18 protein-coding genes are annotated in these 20,187 nt (G+C 36.0%); 15 read left to right on the top strand and 3 right to left on the bottom strand.

All coding sequences use genetic code 11. The annotated features are described in order from the left end of the window. Positions 1 to 531: 531 nt before the first annotated feature. The 3 genes from H602_RS0108620 (at position 532) to H602_RS0108610 (ending at position 3,927) form a co-directional block, all read left to right on the top strand. On the top strand, positions 532 to 2,007 hold the full coding sequence (locus tag H602_RS0108620) for a DEAD/DEAH box helicase (RefSeq protein WP_035759244.1): 1,476 nt from the start codon (positions 532 to 534) through the stop codon (positions 2,005 to 2,007). Positions 2,008 to 2,288: 281 nt separating this feature from the next. Beyond that, positions 2,289 to 3,335 carry an endonuclease/exonuclease/phosphatase family protein gene (locus H602_RS0108615; protein WP_026977648.1) on the top strand — a complete coding sequence of 349 codons (1,047 nt, stop codon included), beginning with the start codon at positions 2,289 to 2,291 and terminating at the stop codon, positions 3,333 to 3,335. A gap of 55 nt (positions 3,336 to 3,390) precedes the next feature. After that, positions 3,391 to 3,927: a GNAT family N-acetyltransferase gene (locus H602_RS0108610; protein WP_026977647.1), complete on the top strand. Its 537-nt coding sequence runs from the start codon at positions 3,391 to 3,393 to the stop codon at positions 3,925 to 3,927. Between the two features lie 30 nt (positions 3,928 to 3,957). Here H602_RS0108610 and H602_RS0108605 read toward each other — a convergent pair whose 3' ends face one another. After that, positions 3,958 to 5,334 (bottom strand): exonuclease domain-containing protein, encoded by a 1,377-nt coding sequence (locus H602_RS0108605; protein WP_026977646.1) that lies wholly within the window; start codon positions 5,332 to 5,334, stop codon positions 3,958 to 3,960. Between the two features lie 121 nt (positions 5,335 to 5,455). Beyond that, entirely contained in the window at positions 5,456 to 6,505 is a 1,050-nt protein-coding gene (locus tag H602_RS0108600) for a flavin monoamine oxidase family protein (protein WP_026977645.1), read from the bottom strand. Positions 6,506 to 6,900: 395 nt separating this feature from the next. Between H602_RS0108600 and H602_RS0108595 the strand changes: the two genes are divergently transcribed. The 11 genes from H602_RS0108595 (at position 6,901) to H602_RS0108545 (ending at position 18,445) form a co-directional block, all read left to right on the top strand. Then, entirely contained in the window at positions 6,901 to 8,166 is a 1,266-nt protein-coding gene (locus H602_RS0108595) for a cation:proton antiporter (protein WP_026977644.1), read from the top strand. Positions 8,167 to 8,279: 113 nt separating this feature from the next. Continuing rightward, positions 8,280 to 10,697 carry a heavy metal translocating P-type ATPase gene (locus H602_RS0108590; RefSeq protein WP_026977643.1) on the top strand — a complete coding sequence of 806 codons (2,418 nt, stop codon included), beginning with the start codon at positions 8,280 to 8,282 and terminating at the stop codon, positions 10,695 to 10,697. Between the two features lie 109 nt (positions 10,698 to 10,806). After that, positions 10,807 to 11,022, top strand: a complete 216-nt coding sequence (locus tag H602_RS0108585) for a heavy-metal-associated domain-containing protein (RefSeq protein ID WP_026977642.1) — start codon at positions 10,807 to 10,809, stop codon at positions 11,020 to 11,022. A gap of 158 nt (positions 11,023 to 11,180) precedes the next feature. After that, complete coding sequence (locus H602_RS0108580) at positions 11,181 to 11,783, top strand: YciE/YciF ferroxidase family protein (protein ID WP_026977641.1); 603 nt, start codon at positions 11,181 to 11,183, stop codon at positions 11,781 to 11,783. 227 nt (positions 11,784 to 12,010) lie between these two features. Beyond that, positions 12,011 to 12,496, top strand: a complete 486-nt coding sequence (locus tag H602_RS0108575; RefSeq protein ID WP_026977640.1) for an acyl-CoA carboxylase biotin carboxyl carrier protein subunit — start codon at positions 12,011 to 12,013, stop codon at positions 12,494 to 12,496. 101 nt (positions 12,497 to 12,597) lie between these two features. Continuing rightward, positions 12,598 to 14,040 carry an acetyl-CoA carboxylase biotin carboxylase subunit gene (locus H602_RS0108570; RefSeq protein ID WP_026977639.1) on the top strand — a complete coding sequence of 481 codons (1,443 nt, stop codon included), beginning with the start codon at positions 12,598 to 12,600 and terminating at the stop codon, positions 14,038 to 14,040. 101 nt (positions 14,041 to 14,141) lie between these two features. Continuing rightward, on the top strand, positions 14,142 to 15,683 hold the full coding sequence (locus H602_RS0108565; protein ID WP_026977638.1) for an acyl-CoA carboxylase subunit beta: 1,542 nt from the start codon (positions 14,142 to 14,144) through the stop codon (positions 15,681 to 15,683). Between the two features lie 85 nt (positions 15,684 to 15,768). Further along, positions 15,769 to 16,419: a hypothetical protein gene (locus tag H602_RS18490; RefSeq protein WP_051224316.1), complete on the top strand. Its 651-nt coding sequence runs from the start codon at positions 15,769 to 15,771 to the stop codon at positions 16,417 to 16,419. Positions 16,420 to 16,671: 252 nt separating this feature from the next. Further along, positions 16,672 to 17,103, top strand: a complete 432-nt coding sequence (locus H602_RS18485) for an META domain-containing protein (RefSeq protein WP_051224314.1) — start codon at positions 16,672 to 16,674, stop codon at positions 17,101 to 17,103. 238 nt (positions 17,104 to 17,341) lie between these two features. Next, positions 17,342 to 17,758, top strand: coding sequence for a DUF2141 domain-containing protein (locus H602_RS0108550; RefSeq protein WP_051224311.1), 417 nt, complete (start codon positions 17,342 to 17,344; stop codon positions 17,756 to 17,758). Between the two features lie 234 nt (positions 17,759 to 17,992). Continuing rightward, positions 17,993 to 18,445 carry a ferritin-like domain-containing protein gene (locus H602_RS0108545; protein ID WP_026977636.1) on the top strand — a complete coding sequence of 151 codons (453 nt, stop codon included), beginning with the start codon at positions 17,993 to 17,995 and terminating at the stop codon, positions 18,443 to 18,445. Between the two features lie 105 nt (positions 18,446 to 18,550). Here H602_RS0108545 and H602_RS0108540 read toward each other — a convergent pair whose 3' ends face one another. Further along, positions 18,551 to 19,039: a hypothetical protein gene (locus H602_RS0108540; RefSeq protein WP_157504990.1), complete on the bottom strand. Its 489-nt coding sequence runs from the start codon at positions 19,037 to 19,039 to the stop codon at positions 18,551 to 18,553. Positions 19,040 to 19,597: 558 nt separating this feature from the next. On the opposite strand from H602_RS0108540, the gene H602_RS0108535 reads away from it, so the two are divergent. Continuing rightward, a partial coding sequence (locus H602_RS0108535; protein ID WP_026977634.1) for a transposase occupies positions 19,598 to 20,187 on the top strand: 590 nt, incomplete at its 3' end.

Here is a 20,187-nt window from a genome sequence, read left to right as displayed (position 1 = left end):
TTATTGCCGCGTAACTGGTTCTCCTTGAAAAGTGGAGACGTAAGCTGTTTTTGCATGCCCGAACGGGTGGAAAGGACATGCGCCATTACAGTCACTTCGACAACCTGACTACCCGTCACCTTCGTTGCAACAAGCATCGGTTCAATTGTAATTTCGATGTAAAATGATTTTCATCGAAACTCATAAGATTCAAGATGAGCTGCATTTTTGTTTCAGCTTTCGCTAAAATGAAGCAGCATATAGTTACTTAAATTCTGTTTTACTAAATTATAAAATTTGCATTTTCAAGTTGTTATAAAATGTGAATCGGAATTTATAATTTTTGCAGACAAAAACAATTGTTAATAAAATTAGGTATTAATATGCATGGATTAGAGAAAAAATAAATATTGATACATCTGAAATACAGTTATTTAGTTCTAAATCTAAAGCCTTTTAGTGTGTGAATTTTAAAGTGTAAACTATTGTCACAATACTATAAAATGATGAAGTGCTGCTTGTTCTAAATTTGACCTACTAATTTCAGTACTCATGGTTAAAGAATTTTACGATTATCAGGAACGTGATATCAATTCGATTTTTGAAACGTTACAAAGTGGCACTTCAAAAAAACTATTATATCAATTGCCAACTGGCGGAGGGAAGACCGTAGTTTTTTCAGAAATTGCACGTCGTTTTATGGAACAATCCACGCAAACCGTGACCATTTTAACGCACCGAAAAGAATTGTGCAAACAAACTTCTACCACCTTGAAAAATCTTGGCGTAGAAAACAGTGTGATTAAAAGCAGCACTACGTATTTTGATAAGGAGTGTTCGTGTTACGTTGCAATGGTAGAAACATTGAAAAACCGAATTAAAAAGAAAAAAATAAAGGTCAACAATGTGGGACTGGTAATTATTGATGAAGCACATCATAATTCTTTTAGTAAATTATTGACTAAATTTAAGAACGCTTTTGTCATTGGAGTTACTGCAACTCCCTTTAGCGCGACACTTAATAAACCGATGAAGCGCCACTATGACTCACTTCTTGTAGGCGAAAGTATTTCAACTTTGATAAAGGAGGGATTCTTGGCAAAGCCAAAATCCGTTCAGTTTAATGTAGAATTAAATTCATTAAAAACGGGCATTCATGGCGATTACACGGTCAGTTCTTCCAATTCACTTTACAGTTCAGAGCCTATGTTGGACTTGGTTCGTTCGGCTTATCAAAATCATTCAGTTGGAAAGAAAACACTAATTTTTAATAACGGAATTGCAACTTCCCGAAAGATTTTTGACGTATTTACGGCATCAGAAATTCCTATAAAACATTTGGACAATCAAACCAGTCGAGAGGAACGGAAAGAAACTTTAAAGTGGTTTAAGAAAACCAAAGGCGCTGTTTTAACTTCCGTTTCCATACTTACCACAGGCTTTGACGAGCCAAGCGTTCAAACTGTGATTTTGAACAGAGCTACAACTTCTATTACTTTGTACCATCAAATGATTGGAAGAGGAGCCCGAAAATTGCCAAATAAAAAATCGTTTAACATCATTGATTTAGGAAACAATATTGAGCGTTTTGGCCCTTGGGAAGAACCTGTGGATTGGAAATTTGCCTTTGAACATCCAGAAGCTTTTGCGCAACAATTGCAAGCCAGCGTGAGCTTAAATTCAGGAATTACGTCTCCAGTTTTGACGTTAGAGTTACGAGCTAAATTTCCTAAAACACTTGAAATGAGTTTTGACGTAGAAGGGCATTTTCAGGAGGCAATTGATTTAGGTAAGAAGCACAAAACAGTTATTCAAGATTCCATTAGGCAACATACAAAAATGTGTTTGGAAAATGCCGAAACGGTAAGCGAGGCTTTCAAATTAGCGGAAGCTTTAATTCCTGAAATCGAGTGGAGAATCAAGCAATATGTAGGTTGTCTAGAACGTGCAAGTAAAAGTTACAAAGAATGGTTACTCGAAGATTATAACTTCCGACTGCATGTAATGATACGAAGATTGTTTTCATAACATCAAAAAGAGGGAGCTTTATTCTTTAGGAATGTTCCCTTTTTTCATTGATTTTTGACAGTGAAAGAACATTCTAAAGAGCAAGAAAAGTGGTAATTTCTATAATTTTTTACCGCTGTAATTACCGCTTTTTTTATAAATCAATTCATGGTAATGAAGGAAAAGCAAACTGAAAACTACGGCAATCGTTTCGAGATTTTATAAAAAGTTGTACCTTCGGTAAGGATTACCTCTTGCCAACGCAAGCTATGATTCATTTCTTGAACAATTCCATTTACAACATGAAAACAGCGCTTCTTATTTTTGCCTCAATACTGCTGATTATTACATTATTGCCTTTCGTAAAAAAAGAATATTGGGTATTCCGCGTTTGCGAATATCCTCGAATTCAGAAATTGGTTCTAAACAGCATTACGATAGGTTTACTGTTTTTTTTCTGGGACAAAGACGATAGCGTTATTCAGATTTTCTTGGGATTAATGCTTCTTAATGCAGGTTATCTGCTGTATTTAATTCTTCCTTTTACTCCGTTTTCCAAAAAACAAGCGCTAGACATCAAAAAAGAAATTCCCGAAAATGGAATCAAGTTGATGATCTCAAATGTGCTCCAAGACAATACCAATTATCAAGGTTGTCTCAACGAAATTGAACGTGTGCAACCCAACCTTCTTTTACTTCTAGAAATCAATGAAACGTGGGAAAAAGAAATTGAAATACTGACCGAAAAATTTCCTTTTCAGGTGAAAGTGCCTTTGGAAAATAAATACGGAATGGTGCTGTATTCGGAATTTGAATTGCAAAATACGCACGTTCATTACATGGTGGAAGATAATATTCCGTCCATTCATACCGAAGTTATTTTGCCAAGTGGCCAAGCATTTCAGTTGTTTGCTGTTCATCCCACGCCACCAGTTCCGAACGAAAATCCAACTTCGAAAGAAAGAGATAAAGAATTGCTTCTGATAGCAGATTTGGCTAAAGAATGCACACTTCCCGTAATTGTCATCGGAGATTTGAATGACGTAGCTTGGAGTTATACAACCTCTTTGTTTTTAAAAATGAGTGGTTTGCTTGATCCTAGAAAAGGCCGTGGTTTCTTTAATACCTTTCATGCTCATTATCCATTTCTCCGCTTTCCGCTGGACCACGCCTTCATTTCGGTCGACTGGAAATTAAAACAAATTGTGCGACTCAATAATTTTAATTCCGATCATTTCCCAATTTTCATCAGTTTGCAATATGAAAAGCAAGCGCATTTAGAACAAGAAGCATTGGAACCGGATACAGATGATGTGGAATTGGCCGAAGAGAAAAAGCAACAGGTTTAAATTTCAATCACAGTTTTCAGTTGACTACTCTTCTATTGACACAAATAAAATTAAAATGACAATACACGCAGAAACACCACGTTTTATTTTAAGGGAAATTGAATTTACTGATGTTGATGGAATGTTTGAACTTGATTCCAATGCGGAAGTACACAAGTATTTGGGCAATAAAACGATTGCGTCAAAAGAAGAAACCATTAAGGTGATTGAAGTAATCCGTCAACAATACCTGGATTATGGAATTGGACGTTGGGCAATTATTGATAAGGAAACCAACGCGTTTGTAGGTTGGTCAGGACTCAAGCTCGTAACCGATACAATCAATTCCCACCAGAAGTATTACGATTTAGGATACCGCTTGATTCCTAAATTTTGGAGAAAAGGAATTGCAACGGAAACTGCTGTTGCATCACTAGATTACGCGTTTAATCAACTCAATTGCGCTGAAGTTTACGGCAGTGCTGATATTGACAATGCAGGTTCAAATAAAATACTTCAAAATGTGGGATTGCAATTTGTGGAAACATTCGAAATCAATGCAATAAAACACAATTGGTATCAATTATTGAAAGACGACTATTTGAAAAAGTGATTTTTAATAATTAAAATGTCGCTTGTTATGTCAATAATTACTCATTTCAAATTGAATCTTGCTCTTATTTTTTTCTGCGTAAGTACCAATTAATTGCATCAAATACTGGTTTGATGGATACAAATCAATGTGATCCTTAAAGGCTGAAATTTCAGTAATGAAAGCATCAGAAGGTACATATCCCATTCCTTTTAACCGCCCGTTTTCAATGTAAATACAGCTTTTCTCATCCGAAGTTCTTCCTTTATCAATGATGACATAAGTTGCTCTGCTTTTTAAATAATAATCGATTGCTTCAGCTACCTGTCCATTATGCGTCTCCAAATCGGGTAGTTCTTCTGTTGAAACAGGAAACTGAACTTCACCAACGCCAGGTGTTCCATATTTGCAAAAGCGGTAGTCAATGTCAAATTTAGCAGCAAGTTCCCGCAACAACGCAATGGCATCTCCCGAACTGCTAAAGGTTTCAATACAGGTTTGATTTTTAACGATGTTTCCAACGGCCAAATAACGATAACCATTTCTAGCTTCATATTCAAACAAGCCACATTTGGGTTCAAAGCGTTTCAATGCCTTGTTATACGTGGGCCAAAGATTCTTGATTTCGGTACATTCTAAAATGAGTCCCATTAATTCTGTAGCACAAACTTCAAAAGTTATCGCATGAATGTCTTTTAAAAAATGCTGCCGTTGAGGTGTAATTTTATGTCCGCTAAAATGGGAAGCCACTCGTTTTTTCAAATTGACTGCTTTACCCACATAAATTACTTTCCGAACCTCATTGTAAAAATAATATACACCTGGTTTTTCTGGAATCTTTGCAAAATCTTCAGGTGGCAAATTGGGCGGCAAACGTTGATCTTCTGCCGTTTTTTTAATCATCGTATTGATTTCACCTTTAGTATCCCAAGCTAGTAATTTTGACAGCAATATAGTGGTTGCATCCGCATCTCCACCAGCACGGTGTCTATTTTCTAACGATATATTCAAGGAAGTACATAGTCGACCCAGACTGTAGGAGGGAAGTCCTGGTTTGATTTTTCGAGCCGCTCGAACCGTACATAACTTGGTTGCCGTCCATTTCAAACCGGCAGTTTCCAATTCATGTTTGACAAAAGAGTAGTCAAAATTAACATTGTGAGCGACAAATATACGGTCGTTCAACAGCTCAAAAACTTTGTCAGAAATTTCATCAAAGGTCGGAGCATGCCGAACTAGTTCATTGTCGATTCCTGTCAAAGCAAAAATGGCAGGAGGAATAAATTTTTGTGGATTCACGAGCGATTCCCAACGGTCAATGATGTGTGTTCCGTCGTAAATAATGATAGCGATTTCAGTAATCCGACTGTGGCTTGCATTGCCACCAGTGGTTTCAATATCTACTACTGCAAATAATTTGTCTTTCATATAGGCTAACCTATGCTTTCTTTTTTAGGGGAATTTTTAAATAAATTCGTGGTGCAAAAATACTTCAAGGAATGTTCTAAAATGAATTCTACACTACATTTAACAGTCTCATTTTCTGAAATTAAATTGCACTTGCTTTTAAAATCTTTTCTGCAGTCAAATTTCCTGCAGCAACCGCGCCATCCATATAGCCTGCAAATTCCGCAGCAGATTCGGCACTTGAAAGGATCAATCGACCGTCAAAATATATTTTTCGAAAGATCGCATTTCCATTATTTTGATGTGGAAAAAGTAAGGTTTCGTTCGTGGCAAATGTATACGGTTCTTGGCTCCAAATGCATTCGTGGTATTCTAAAAAATCGGTTGCTTTGGTACCAAATGTATTTTGCAACTGCCGAACTACCGCGAGCTGACGTTCTTCTGCTGAAAGTGCTTTAAAAGAAGTACTCATAAAACCGCAAAGCGCAAATGTTGAACGTTCCCTATTGCTATGATCGTACACTTCAGTCATCGGACCGCCATTACTAAAAAGCGTTCCTGCTTGTTTTGCTTCTTGCCAAAAAGGATTTTTATACGTCAAGGCAACTTTAATCGAATCTTCCATCCAAGTATGGGTTTCTTGGCTTGTGGCCAAAAGGTCTTGCGGCAATTTGGGTTCAAAAGAAATGTTTTTCGCCCACAATTTCGGCGGCAAAGCCAATACAACTTGTGTTCCTATAAAAGTGTCGTTGGCAACTACTTTCACTTCATTTTCTTCGAAAGAAATATGGGTCACATTTTGATTCAATAAAACATCTTCTGGATCCAATTTGGAAAATAAAACATGAATCAGATGTGAAGAACCGCCATCAATTCGATAACTCGGAGCTTGAGCCGGCAACTCTATTTCTTGAACGGAACCAGTGGCATTGGGTTGGTAAAAAACCGTTCCTTCCATGTATTGTTCAAAGGCATGCAATTCCAATTCATTTAAAAGGTGAATTAAATTACGGTGACTTTCATTGAACCAAGTCGCACCCATTTCAACTGGAATGCCACTCGAGCCTTTCACGGTATTGATTCTTCCGCCAATGCGAGTTCTGGCTTCTAAAATTTTAAAAGGAATTCCTGCTTGTTTTAATCGATATGCGGTTACAAGTCCCGATAATCCTGCTCCAATTATAAGTATCATTTGCTGCTTTTGAGAAATAAAATAAGTAAAAAGTAGGGACTGTTTGTGCTCCACTACTTACGCATGTGTTGCAGTAAGTACCACTTTGTTTTTACGTTTAGATTATTTCAAAGGTATTGTTTCGGAACTTAAATTCAACTTTATTTACATTTTTTTAAAATTTGTGTAGCTGAACTTTAGCTGCAATCACTGCTTTATCTGCGTAACTTATGGAGCAATTCAACAATTTGCATAACCTTTATAATTTGATAATCAATATGTAAATCATGTAAAACAGTTTAATGCAATTGCTATTATTTTTACCAACAATGAACAATGCACTTTATAGGACAATTTAATTTAGTATTTTCTTGAATAAAATGTAAAAGCAAGGTTCATTTAAAACTAGATAACCTATGGAGTTAAAAGACGCCGTTTCCTTTTTTGAATCGTATAATTTATTTCTACTCATTGTAGGTGTAGCTATTTTAGCGGCAAGTATTTTACCGCGCGTTTTATCTCAATTTCCCTTGTCAATGCCTATAATTATTTTGACCGCTGGGTTTTTAATATTCTCACTGCCTTTTTCCTTTTCGCGTCCTGATCCACAAGTACATTCGGTTTTTATAGAACACATTTCTGAATTGGCAGTAATTATTGCCGTCATGGCGGCGGGTTTAAAGATCAATCGAAAGCCAAGTTTTAGAAATTGGAATATTACGTGGCGTTTATTAGGCATTACAATGACGCTTACAATGGTTTTTGCAGCACTAATTGGGTGGTGGTTTGCAGCTTTTGTCCCTGCAACGGCCGTTTTGTTGGGAGCTGTCATTGCACCAACAGATCCCGTTTTAGCCTCTGAAATTGAGGAAGAAGGTCCGGGTGAAGGCGCTCCAGAAGGTTCAAAACAAAAGGCTGAACTTAAATTTGGATTGACTTCCGAAGCAGGACTCAATGATGGCTTGGCTTTTCCTTTTACCAATATGGCAATCGCAATGGCACTGTTTGGTTCGCATCCCTCCAATTGGATTGAAAGTTGGTTTTTAGTCAATGTGTTATATGAATTGGCTGTAGGAATTGCAGTGGGTGTCGGTATGGGTTATTTATTGGCTCGCTTTATTTTAAATCTTCCCGCTAAAACTGAATTCGCAAAAATTATCGTGGGTATCGGATCGCTTGCCGCTACATTAATTATCTATGGATGTACTGAAATTCTAGGCGGTTATGGATTTATAGCCGTTTTTTGTGGTGCCATAACTATTAGACAATTTGAACCTGACCACATACATCAAGTGGCACTGCATGCATTAATAGAAAAGTCGCAATTGATATTAACTGCTTTACTTCTGTTGGCTTTAGGTGCGGCAATTAGTGGTGGAATATTACGATTTCTTGACTCAACTTTAATTATTATCGCCGTTGTTTTGGTACTCGTAATTCGGCCATTGTGCGGAATGATTGGACTAGCAGGTTTTAAAAAAATGGAATGGAAAAGTCGTTCGGCGGTTGCATTTTTAGGAATTAGAGGTTTTGGCTCCGTATATTATTTGGCGTATGCCGTCAATCACAGCGACTTTGAAGGAAGTGATCGGTTGTGGTCTTTGGTAATCTTGGTCATTGTACTTTCGGTCTTTATCCACGGCATTAGTGCTTCTTCAATTTTGAAAAAAATCACGAATTAATACGTTACTTTTCAAAGTCAATTCAATTAAATTTAAGTAGAATTTAACCCAATTTTTACTTGAACCCAATTAGAATGACGACCTTTGTATTTAGTTTAAATCTAAAACTAATTATGAATTCACAAACCCATTTTCAAACTTTTCATATTCCTCTTGATGGCCTGAAAAGTGAAAAAACGGCCCTTCCAATAACAGAATTTTTGAGTACTAACCCTAAAATAAATAGTTTTAATATTGATTTTAAAAAGAAACGGGTTGCTATAGAAACAAATCATTCAAATGTTCTGACCGAAATTGTTGAACAATTGAATAACCTAGGATTCAAAGTGCCAACGGTTAAAAAAACTATTCCGGTATTAGAAATGAGTTGTGCGTCGTGTGCTTCAGGTGTAGAGACCATTTTAAATGCAGAAACGGGGGTTTTAAAAGCAGTTGTAAATTTTGCTTCGGCAACTGTAGCGGTGGAATATGTGCCAAGTGTGACTTCGCCTTTAACTTTAAAAGATGCCGTTATTGAAGGAGGTTTTGATCTATGGATTGAGGAAGAAAAAGGGAGTGATGATGCGTTAGCTCTTTTGCACGAGCAAAAATTTGCCAAACTCAAAATGAAAACCTATTGGGCATTAGCACTCGCTATTCCATTGGTTGCAATTGGGATGTTTTTTATGAACATACCTTATGCTAATACTATAATGTGGATCTTAAGCACGCCAATTGTATTTGGTTTAGGATTGGATTTCTTTAAAAATGCATGGAAACAAGCCAAGCATAAAAGTGCCAATATGGATACTTTAGTGGCTTTGAGTACTGGAGTTGCTTATGTTTTTAGTGTGTTCAATACCGTAAATCCGCAATTTTGGTTGAATAGAGGTTTAGAACCACACGTTTATTTTGAGGCAGCTGGAGTGGTCATCGCTTTCATATTACTTGGACGACTTCTTGAAGAAAAAGCCAAAGGAAACACCTCTACAGCTATTAAAAAATTGATGGGTTTGCAACCAAAATTTGTAACCTTAATAAACGTAGAAGGTCAACACGAACAAACTTCCATCGAAGAAGTTCAAATTGATGCTATCATTTTAGTCAAACCCGGCGAAAAAATAGCTGTGGATGGAATCGTTACACAAGGTCAATCTTACGTTGACGAAAGTATGTTGAGTGGCGAACCGATTCCTGTTTTGAAAGTTGAAAATGAAAAAGTTTTTGCGGGAACGCTAAATCAAAAAGGAAGTTTTCAATTCAAAGCAGAAAAAATTGGGAGTGCGACTTTGCTTTCCCAAATTATACGAATGGTGCAAGAAGCGCAAGGAAGTAAAGCGCCAGTGCAGAAATTAGTGGATAAAATTGCGGGAATTTTTGTGCCCGTAGTTTTGGGAATTGCAGTTTTGTCGTTCCTGATTTGGACTATTTTTGGCGGACCAAATGGTTTTACACAAGGTTTAATGGCGCTCGTTACCGTTTTAGTCATCGCTTGTCCTTGCGCTTTAGGACTGGCTACACCTACGGCAATAATGGTTGGAGTAGGAAAAGGTGCTGAAAATGGAATATTGATTAAAGACGCGGAGAGTTTGGAGTTGGCACAAAAAATCAACGCCATTATTTTGGACAAAACAGGTACAATTACAGAAGGAAAACCATCTGTGACCAATGTATTTTGGGTGTCGAAAGACGAGCGTCTAAAAGCAATTTTAAGTGGCATTGAACAGCAATCGGAACATCCATTGGCAGACGCTGTTGTTGATTATTTAGAAATTAAATCTAAAATTGAACTTTCTGATTTTGAAAGTCATACAGGAAAAGGAGTGCAAGCTACAATTGAAGGCAAAACTTATTTTGTGGGAACTAAAAAATTACTTTTGGAACACCAGATTGTCTTTGACGAAAGTCTAATGCAAAAAGCGGAAGCGTGGAGTAATCAAGCTCAAACTGTGATTTGGTTTGCCAATAGCGAGCACGTATTAGCCATTTTAGCGATTTCAGATTCCATAAAAGCGACTTCTAAAAAAGCTGTCGCCGAATTGCAACGAAAAGGAATTGATGTGTATATGTTAACGGGAGACAATCCTGCAACCGCCAAAGCAGTAGCGGAATCGGTAGGAATCAAACACTTCCAAGCGGAAGTACTTCCAGAACAAAAAGCAAATTTTGTAAAACAATTGCAAACGGAAGGTAAAATGGTAGCCATGGTGGGCGACGGAATCAACGACAGTACAGCTTTGGCACAAGCCGACGTTAGTATAGCGATGGGAAAAGGTAGCGCAATAGCCATGGATGTGGCCAAAATGACAATTATATCCTCGGATTTGCAAAAAATTCCAGAAGCCATTCAATTATCAAAATGGACTGTGGCGACCATCAGGCAAAATCTGTTTTGGGCATTTTTCTATAACTTAATCGGAATTCCAATTGCAGCGGGAATTTTATTTCCAATCAACGGTTTTCTATTAAATCCAATGCTTGCCGGAGCTGCAATGGCGTTAAGTAGCGTAAGTGTGGTAAGTAATAGTTTACGTTTAAAGTGGAAGAAATGAAACAATAACGTCAATATTCAATAATAATAAGTAACAAATTCTTAACACATTGACTCCAAGCACTTTCTTTAAGAGAGTTGAGGGAGAAAATTTAATAAAAAGTAAAATAATGAGAACATTAAGATTCAAAACTAATATGAAATGCAGCGGATGTACAGATACTGTAACTCCTTTTTTAAACAGTGTGCCTGAAATAAAAAAATGGGAAGTGGATACTTCAAGTAAAGATAAAATTTTGACGGTTGATTTTGACGGAACCAATGAAGGAATTATCTTGACAAAAGTTGAGGAGGCAGGTTTTAAAATTGAAAAGATAAGCTTGTAGTTTTGGAACACTTTTAAAAGTTTTTTTAGCATATTTATTTTGCAGTGTTTTGGTTGGTAAATACTTATAGTTTGTAATTTTATAAATTGAGTTTAAAATTTCATAATTCAATTTTTGTGGTTTTCAAATAACTTTGAATAAATCAAAAAATAGACGCTATGAAAAATTCAACAGACACAAAAAAAGAGACCGCATCTAAAGACGCACTGAAAGAATCAATTGAAAGAAAACACATGGTAGATGCCAAATCTACGGCAGCAGAAAAATTAAGAGAACTGTTTGTAGACAGTTTGAAAGATATTTACTGGGCAGAAAAAGCGTTGACAAAAGCAATTCCAAAAATGGCCAAAAATGCAACTTCAGCGAAGTTAACAGAAGGCCTGACTGCGCATTTAGTGGAAACAGAAGAACAAATCAGCCGATTGGAAAAAGTCTTTGAATTAATTGGCGAAAAAGCAGTTGCTAAAAAATGCGACGCTATGGACGGACTAATCGAAGAAGGAAAAAGTATCATGGAGGAAACGGAAGTTGGTGCCGTTCGTGATGCTGGAATCATTGCTGCTTCGCAAAAAATAGAGCATTACGAGATTGCAACGTACGGAACTTTAGCAGCATGGGCTAAAACATTAGGTGAAGAAGAAGCGGCTGCTTTATTGGTAGAATCGTTACTTGAGGAGAAAAATGCAGATCAAACGCTTACAGATGCTGCTTATAATGATATCAATTTTGATGCAATGGAAACAGAGGCGGCTACTGAATAAATGCACGTTATAATTTCGTAAGTAACGGCAGTCCATCTGACTTTTACAAATCCCCATTTTACTCCGTAATTTCCGGCAGTAGAATGGGGATTTTTTAATAAAAAAGGTCAATTTCTGGAAATAGTCAGTAAGAAGGACGGAATTTCAAGCGTAAATTGGTTCTATATAATTATTATCCTTTTAAAACGACTACTTTTTTCCTATTTTTACGATATCAAAAATACAACATGGATAAAAGTTATAAACTCACCGTAAATAACACGAATATTTACGACCGTAAAGCATCTGAAGATTCAACAATTGATGCGGTGGAAGTTTCACCTTCGAAATTTCACATTCTAAAAAATAATCAAGCTTACTCTGCCGAAATCGTTGAAGCTGATTTCATTAACAAAACCTATACTGTTAAAGTAAACGGAAATACGTATGAAGTAGCTATTGAAAACGCCCTTGATTTATTGATTAAGGAATTGGGGTTTTTAGTGGGTGGTTCCAAGCAAATCAACGAAATCAAAGCTCCAATGCCGGGACTTATTTTAGAAATGAGTGTTTCTGTAGGGCAAGAAGTGCAGGAAAATGACTGTTTGCTAATCCTTGAAGCCATGAAAATGGAAAATAGTTTCCTTTCGCCAAGAGCGGGAATTATCAAATCCATTTCTGCTAAAAAAGGCGACGCTGTAGAAAAAGGACAGTTGTTGATTGAGTTTGAATAAAGCATAGCCCATGGTTTTAACCTTGGGGAAATAAATTGAGATAAAAGTAAACATTCATAGAAGTATCGTGAGATGCTGAAACAAGTTCAGTATAAATGAAAATAACAAAAATATTAGTTGCCAATCGAGGCGAAATTGCCATTAGGGTAATGAAAACGGCCCAGAAAATGGGTATAAAAACCGTAGCTATTTTTTCGACGGTAGATCGAAATGCACCCCACGTTAAATTTGCTGATGAAGCGGTTTGGATTGGCGAAAGCCCATCTAATCAATCGTATTTATTAGGAAGCAAAATTGTGGAAGTTGCAAAATCTTTAAGCGTAGATGCCATTCACCCGGGATACGGATTTTTGAGTGAAAATGCCGCTTTCGCAGATGAAGTTCGTGCAAACGGAATGATTTTTATCGGACCAGAATCCAAAGCGATTCACATGATGGGAAGTAAACTTGCGGCAAAAGAAGCGGTAAAAGCCTATGATATTCCAATGGTTCCCGGAATTGACGAAGCCATAACCGACACGGATAAAGCAAAGAAAATTGCAAGTGAAATTGGTTACCCCATTTTGATTAAAGCTTCTGCCGGAGGTGGAGGAAAAGGAATGCGTGTTGTTGAAAAGTCGGAAGATTTAGAATCGCAAATGACACGTGCCATTAGTGAGGCGACTTCTGCTTTTGGAGATGGTTCGGTTTTTATTGAAAAATACGTGGCTTCTCCAAGACATATCGAAATTCAAATCATGGCAGATTCTCACGGGAATACCTTGTATTTATTTGAAAGAGAATGCAGCATACAGCGTCGTCATCAGAAGGTAGTGGAAGAAGCTCCATCAGCAGTTTTGACTCCAGAACTTCGTAAGAAAATGGGTGAAGCAGCGGTAAAAGTTTCACAAGCTTGTGATTATCTTGGAGCGGGAACGGTTGAATTTTTATTGGACGAAAACCATAATTTCTACTTCTTGGAAATGAATACTCGTTTGCAAGTTGAACATCCGGTTACCGAATTAATTTCGGGTATGGATTTAGTAGAATTGCAAATTCGTGTCGCTCGAGGCGAAAAACTTACGATGCAACAAGAAGACTTGAAAATGAAAGGACATGCGATGGAATTGCGTGTTTATGCGGAAGATCCGTTGAATGATTTTTTACCAAGTGTAGGTCATTTAGACGTGTACACTTTGCCGGAAGGTGACGGAATTCGTGTAGATAATGGATTCGAGCAAGGAATGGATGTGCCCATTTATTACGACCCGATGTTGGCTAAATTAATCACTTACGGAGCTACTCGCGAAGAGTCGATTCAATTGATGATTCAAGCTATTGATGGCTATCACGTGGAAGGTGTGAGTACAACTTTACCTTTTGGGAAATTTGTAATGGAGCACGAAGCGTTTCGTTCCGGACATTTTGATACCCATTTTGTAAAGAAATATTACGATGCCGAACATTTAAAAGTACACCAAGAACAAGAAGCAGAAGTGGCGGCTATGATTGCCTTGCAACAGTATTTAAAAGACCAAATCACGCTTCGTTTGCCTCAACAATAAAGAATCATTTTCATGAAATAAGCATTACACAGATTTGGTCGAAATTACTAATCAAGAGGTGCGAATTCCATATTCCATTAAAAAATAAGCATTATCTATATATGAAAGATAAGATACAAAATTTAGAAGATAAAATGGCTTTGGCTCGTTTGGGCGGAGGTGAAAAAAGGATTGCAACACAACATTCAAAGAAAAAATTAACCGCTCGGGAACGGGTAGAATATTTGATGGACGAAGGTTCCTTTGAAGAAATTGGAATGCTAGTTACACACCGTACGACCGAATTTGGCATGCAAAAAGAAGTCTATTATGGCGACGGTGTAATTACAGGTTACGGAACTATTAACGGGAGAATGGTGTATGTTTTTGCACAAGATTTTACTGTTTTTGGAGGTGCATTGTCTGAAACACATGCCGAGAAGATTTGTAAAGTAATGGACCTGGCTGTGAAAACAGGGACGCCAATGATTGGATTAAATGATTCTGGTGGTGCTCGAATTCAAGAAGGCGTTCGTTCTCTTGGAGGTTACGCAGATATTTTTTACAGAAATGTACAATCGTCGGGCGTGATTCCACAGATTTCTGCTATTATGGGACCCTGTGCTGGTGGAGCGGTTTATTCGCCTGCCATGACAGATTTTACTATGATGGTCGAAAACAGTAGTTATATGTTTGTTACGGGGCCAAATGTCGTGAAAACAGTAACAAACGAAACGGTGACTTCGGAAGAATTGGGTGGTGCAAGTACACATTCAACAAAATCTGGAGTAGCTCATATTACTTCTGCAAATGATGTGGAATGTTTGGAAGACATCAAGCGATTGTTGAGTTATTTGCCACAAAATAATACCGAAACGACACCAAAAGTTGCAGTAGAATTGGGTGATGAAATTCGGGAAGAATTAGCGAATATCATTCCTGAAAATGCTAATAAACCGTATGATATGCATTCGGTGATTAAAGGAATTATTGATGCAGATTCGTTTTACGAAGTGCATAAAAATTACGCTGAAAATATTATCGTAGGATTCGCTCGTTTAGGAGGTAGAAGTGTTGGTATTGTTGCCAATCAACCTAATTTCTTAGCGGGAGTTTTGGATGTGAACAGTTCGATTAAAGCGGCACGTTTTACCCGTTTTTGTGATTGTTTTAATATTCCACTTTTAGTACTTGTGGACGTTCCTGGTTTCTTACCTGGAACCGACCAAGAATGGAACGGAATTATCGTTCACGGTGCGAAATTATTGTATGCGTTAAGCGAAGCTACAGTGCCAAGAATTACGGTTATTACTAGAAAAGCGTATGGTGGTGCTTATGATGTGATGAATTCAAAACACATTGGTGCCGACATGAATTTTGCTTGGCCTTCTGCGGAAATTGCCGTTATGGGTGCCAAAGGAGCGAGTGAAATTATTTTCAAAAAAGAAATCGCAGCTGCTGAAAATCCTGCTGAAAAACTATTAGAAAAAGAAGCTGAATATGCGGAACAATTTGCAACTCCTTATGGTGCGGCTCAACGTGGTTTTATTGATGAAGTGATTTTGCCACAAGACACGAGACGTAAATTGATAAAGGCTTTCAGTATGTTGGAAAATAAAGTGGTAGACCAACCGAAGAGAAAACATGGGAATATTCCTTTGTAGGATATAAAAATAGAGAATAGAACATAGAACAAAGAAGATTTATGCTTTAATGAAAGGTCAATGTTTTATTTTAAAACAATTATAAATGATTTATAGATTAACTTTTTTACTTGTAGCACTAATTTTATTGATTAGTGCTACAAGTTGTAAAAGTGTTGCAACACAACACAACACTACTTCAGAAATTGATTCAGTTGCACAAAGAAAACAAGATAGTCTTGCTTTTGAATTGTGTCAAATTTATGGATTGGATCAAGGTATACGTGATTCAAGAATTACTTTCAATAAAGCAAAAATCATGTCTAGTATTGACACGTTGAGTTTTGTAAGAGTTGTAAATTTTGTAGTAATGAATGGATTTCCGACAGAAGAACTCGTTGGAAAACGGAATTACTCTCAAGAATGTGTTTCAATGGCTTTTCCAGCAGTTTTACTACACAATTCACACCGACTGATTAATGAACAGAAATATTTTGATTTATTTTTTAATGAAGTTAGAAAAGGAAATTTACAGGCGGAATACTTTGCTATGATTCTAGATAAATATTATTGGGGCAATAGTAAAAACAAAGACACTAGACGCGTTTTTTACGGTTCTCAATTTGGAAAACCTTGTATTCAAACTAAAGAAGCTACGAATAAGGCAAGAATTGAAATCGGTTTAGAAGCTTTGGAAGATTCAGGATTTGTAGATTGTGGTGATGAGGTACTTGATATGCCGAAGGAACGAAGGTAGAATTTGGAGTAAAGAAAAAATAGAGGATAGCCAGTAAAAATATAGATTTAGAGAATTTACTTTCAATACATAAGTCGTAAAGCAGTACATTAAATTGTGCCGTTTTGCGGCTTTTTTTCGTGTCTGAATTAAAATAAATTAACTATCTTCATTTGATGTACTTTTGCATAGTAACATTTCTGGCATCCTTATTGGTTTACGATGCGTAAAAGATAAAAGCTATTTTAAGTACATTCTTAAAGTTATAAAACTATGAAAATCAAATTAGCATTAATTGCACTAGTAACTGTACTATTTATAAGTTGTAATGCTACGCAACCAGCAGTTGCCGGAGTTGAGGGAAAAATGTGGAAATTGAAAACCTTTGAAGGAAAAGACATGACCGATCTAAAATTGGATAGAACTGTTTTTTTCATGTTGAATAAAGAAAACAACCGCGTTTCTGGTTTTTCAGGATGTAATAATATGCTGGGAACTTATACTTTAGAAAAAGGAAATCGTATTAAATTTTCTCAAATGGCATCAACAATGATGGCATGTACTGATCATAACTTCAATGAAAGCGCTTTTTTAGAAGTTTTTGAACTGGCAGACAATTACACGATTAGTGGTACTGAATTATCAATTAACGTGGGAAGAAGAGCACCTTTAGCTGTTTTTGAAGCGGTTGATGCAATAAAGTAATACAACTTCAATATTCTGATCTAAAAATTTTAGATAAAAGAATATTGGATTTACCTCTATAGAAATTAATTTTAAAAATGTCTGGTCTTTTTTCTTGGTTGTATTTTCGAACGTGCGAATTTTGACTTGAAAATCGTTTCTTTACCAAGGGATTTAACTAGTTGTAAATCAAATTGAAATTTAATTATTTGAGCTTGGCGCTACGTTGACACGGTTTCGATATAAAAATAATAAAGCTATGAAAAGTGTACTACTGCTATTTGGTATAATTTTTACACTCATACCATCGAATAATCCACAATTAACGATTAAAATTTCTAATATCGATAAGATTCAAGGCGAGATTAAAGTTGGTATTTTTGACAGCGAAACACACTTTTTAAAAGTAGGATATGCAATTAAAAATTATTCTATAAAAGTCCAAGATAACACGGCAACGCTTATTATCACTGATTTACCAAAAGGGGATTACGCCGTAACATTGTATCACGATGAGAATTCGGACAATAAAATGAATACAAACTTTATTGGTATTCCAAAGGAACCTTACGGGTTTTCTAACAATTTTGCGCCAAAGATGTCAGCACCGAAATTTAAGGATTGTAAATTCACTTTTTTAGAAAGTAAGACGTTAAATATCAAATTGTTAAATTAAAAGATTGAGATTTAGTGTTTCCATTTAAAAATTCTTTTTACACAGATTTCCCAAATTTCGAATTATAGCGTAAAATTGCATTCAAATTTTTATCGTCAAATTTCAAATTAATTTCCTTTGCTGAAATTCCATTTTCCCGATTCCCGTGCGATGAAAACCTATAAAAAGGATTGCAAATAGTATAAAATGTTACGGTTTTTATTTTCTAAATTTGAACAATTAATAAATAGGAAAATGGACACAGATAAAAGCATAGACATTTTAAACGAGTTGATCGTAATAAATAATGATAGAGTAGCAGGTTATAAAACTGCTTATATAGAAGCAGAAGAAACTGATTTAAAGATAGTTTTGGAACGCTTCCAAAATACGAGTGAAAAAAATCTAGTTGAACTTTCGGCCGCGGTATTGACCTTGGGTGGCGAGGTGGAAGAGGGAACGCGTGCGACAGGAAAATTTTTCCGATTTTGGATGGATTTTAAAGCAACACTTACTGGAAATAATAGAGGTACTATTTTGGACTCCTGCGAATATGGAGAGGACAAGGCACTTGAGGCTTATGAAACGGCACTTGATGATAAGGAAGATTTAGCACTAGATCATTTGGCAATGATTCTAAGACAACAAGCTGCAATTCAATCGGATCACGATCAGGTGAAAGTACTTCGGGATCAAGCAATGGACTAAGGTAGAAACTTAAAGGTTGGCAAGAAATATATTTTTTAAACAGAAAATCCAGTAATTCCATTGCGTTTACTGGATTTTTTATGTGAGGCACTGGAAATTTATCAATTAATTTTTCGCGCTTAATTTCATATCATTGACATATAAATCAATTCTTTTCCATTTTGTCAAATCCATTTTAGTAGTATCAACATCGGTAGTCCATTGGATAAAAGGTGCAATTTTATTGATTTCAATCACTCTTTCTTTGTATCCAAAATTGAATTTATCTGCACGTAGCTGAATATCTACAGATTTGCTTTCGTTTTCAATATTCTGGTACATTTTGGTCTGCGTTTTCCAATCGCCGCCCCAAGTGAAGAATGCTTTTAAGAAACAAGCAATTCCTACCAATAGAAAAGTTATAAAGATAGATTTATTTGTTTGTAACTTTTTGAACACATGCCCCACAATTACTACAAAGGATGATGCAGCAAAAAATAAAAAGAAAAAATGCACACGATAATCGCTTAAATATAAGTCGGTGTAGCGATTCAGTAAAACCATGGCCGCTGTTACAACAAATATTAAATATAAGCTTAGATGAAGTTTTTTCATTGGGTTTAGTTTAGTGTTTATAGGTGCCATATTGATTATACAGTAAATTTAAACTTACTTTCTACAGTTTTCTGGTAATCAGTTGTAGTTATGAATCAATAGACGTTGTAAATTAATAGGTTATTAAAATTTTACTGATTCTGAGTTTAAAAAATCATTTTAAACTACTTTTTTGAATAGTATTTTCTTCTGTTAAAGGTAAACAAAAACTACCACGTGCATTCCAGATTACCGTTTATAGTATTAATAAAACGTAAGGTATTAAAGGACAGTGGAGTTATGTATTTTGCAATTTCTTTATTGAGCTGAAAAATGAAACTTCTTTACTACATAATTTCAATTTGTACTGTACCAATATAGATCAATTGTAATGCGAAACACATCATTCGGAGCCAAGTTCGTCCAAACTAAATTGCATTTAAAGTAAAAAAAGCCTCTACAATCAAGGAGGGCACTGAAAAAGTCTTTCTATTAAATTGACACATAAAAAGGAGTAGATATCTATGGATTTCTGCTCCTTTTTTCTTATATTTAAGTCTAATTATAAGTGTTTTTTAGATGTTAGTACGACAACAAACAATACAATTCAGCGAGTATTCTTCGTTGTATGATTTAATAGTTCCAAAAGAAAATCTATTAAGAAAAATCAATGATTTGATTGATTTTACTTTTATTTACGATGAGTTGTTAAATAAGTACTGTACCAACAATGGGCGAATGGCAGAAAGTCCCGTTCGTATGTTCAAGTATTTACTACTTAAAACAATCTATACTGTTTCCGATATTGATGTCGTGGAGCGTTCTCAATACGATATGTCTTTCAAATATTTTTTGGATATGAATCCAGAAGACGATGTAATCAATCCGAGTTCGTTAACAAAATTTAGAAAACTACGTCTAAAGGATACCGATTTATTAAATCTATTGATAAACAAAACAGTCGCCATTGCTATCGAAAAAGGTATTATTCGTTCGAAGTCTATCATCGTTGATGCCACACATACTTTATCAAGATCCAATCCATTTTTAGCCATCGATGTATTGAGAGAACGTTCCAAGCTACTGCGAAAAACAGTATACAGCTTCGAGCAGGAATTCAAAGAACATATGCCAGAAAAAAATACCGACAATGACTTAGAAAAGGAACT

It is taken from the genome of Flavobacterium tegetincola DSM 22377 (assembly GCF_000425485.1).
Lineage (GTDB): Bacteria > Bacteroidota > Bacteroidia > Flavobacteriales > Flavobacteriaceae > Flavobacterium > Flavobacterium tegetincola.
The sequence above is the reverse complement of the archived record's forward strand: the minus strand, read 5'-3'. Positions and strand labels throughout refer to the sequence as shown.

Excerpts from the sequence above, each read along its gene's own strand:
- H602_RS0108565 (WP_026977638.1), top strand. The coding sequence starts at position 14,142 with ATGAAAGATAAGATACAAAATTTAGAAGATAAAATGGCTTTGGCTCGT.
- H602_RS0108605 (WP_026977646.1), bottom strand. The coding sequence starts at position 5,334 with ATGAAAGACAAATTATTTGCAGTAGTAGATATTGAAACCACTGGTGGC.
- H602_RS0108590 (WP_026977643.1), top strand. The coding sequence starts at position 8,280 with ATGAATTCACAAACCCATTTTCAAACTTTTCATATTCCTCTTGATGGC.
- H602_RS18485 (WP_051224314.1), top strand. The coding sequence starts at position 16,672 with ATGAAAATCAAATTAGCATTAATTGCACTAGTAACTGTACTATTTATA.
- H602_RS0108600 (WP_026977645.1), bottom strand. The coding sequence starts at position 6,505 with ATGATACTTATAATTGGAGCAGGATTATCGGGACTTGTAACCGCATAT.
- H602_RS0108540 (WP_157504990.1), bottom strand. The coding sequence starts at position 19,039 with ATGAAAAAACTTCATCTAAGCTTATATTTAATATTTGTTGTAACAGCG.
- H602_RS0108620 (WP_035759244.1), top strand. The coding sequence starts at position 532 with ATGGTTAAAGAATTTTACGATTATCAGGAACGTGATATCAATTCGATT.
- H602_RS0108545 (WP_026977636.1), top strand. The coding sequence starts at position 17,993 with ATGGACACAGATAAAAGCATAGACATTTTAAACGAGTTGATCGTAATA.
- H602_RS0108610 (WP_026977647.1), top strand. The coding sequence starts at position 3,391 with ATGACAATACACGCAGAAACACCACGTTTTATTTTAAGGGAAATTGAA.
- H602_RS0108575 (WP_026977640.1), top strand. The coding sequence starts at position 12,011 with ATGGATAAAAGTTATAAACTCACCGTAAATAACACGAATATTTACGAC.
- H602_RS0108595 (WP_026977644.1), top strand. The coding sequence starts at position 6,901 with ATGGAGTTAAAAGACGCCGTTTCCTTTTTTGAATCGTATAATTTATTT.
- H602_RS0108585 (WP_026977642.1), top strand. The coding sequence starts at position 10,807 with ATGAGAACATTAAGATTCAAAACTAATATGAAATGCAGCGGATGTACA.
- H602_RS18490 (WP_051224316.1), top strand. The coding sequence starts at position 15,769 with ATGATTTATAGATTAACTTTTTTACTTGTAGCACTAATTTTATTGATT.
- H602_RS0108615 (WP_026977648.1), top strand. The coding sequence starts at position 2,289 with ATGAAAACAGCGCTTCTTATTTTTGCCTCAATACTGCTGATTATTACA.
- H602_RS0108550 (WP_051224311.1), top strand. The coding sequence starts at position 17,342 with ATGAAAAGTGTACTACTGCTATTTGGTATAATTTTTACACTCATACCA.
- H602_RS0108580 (WP_026977641.1), top strand. The coding sequence starts at position 11,181 with ATGAAAAATTCAACAGACACAAAAAAAGAGACCGCATCTAAAGACGCA.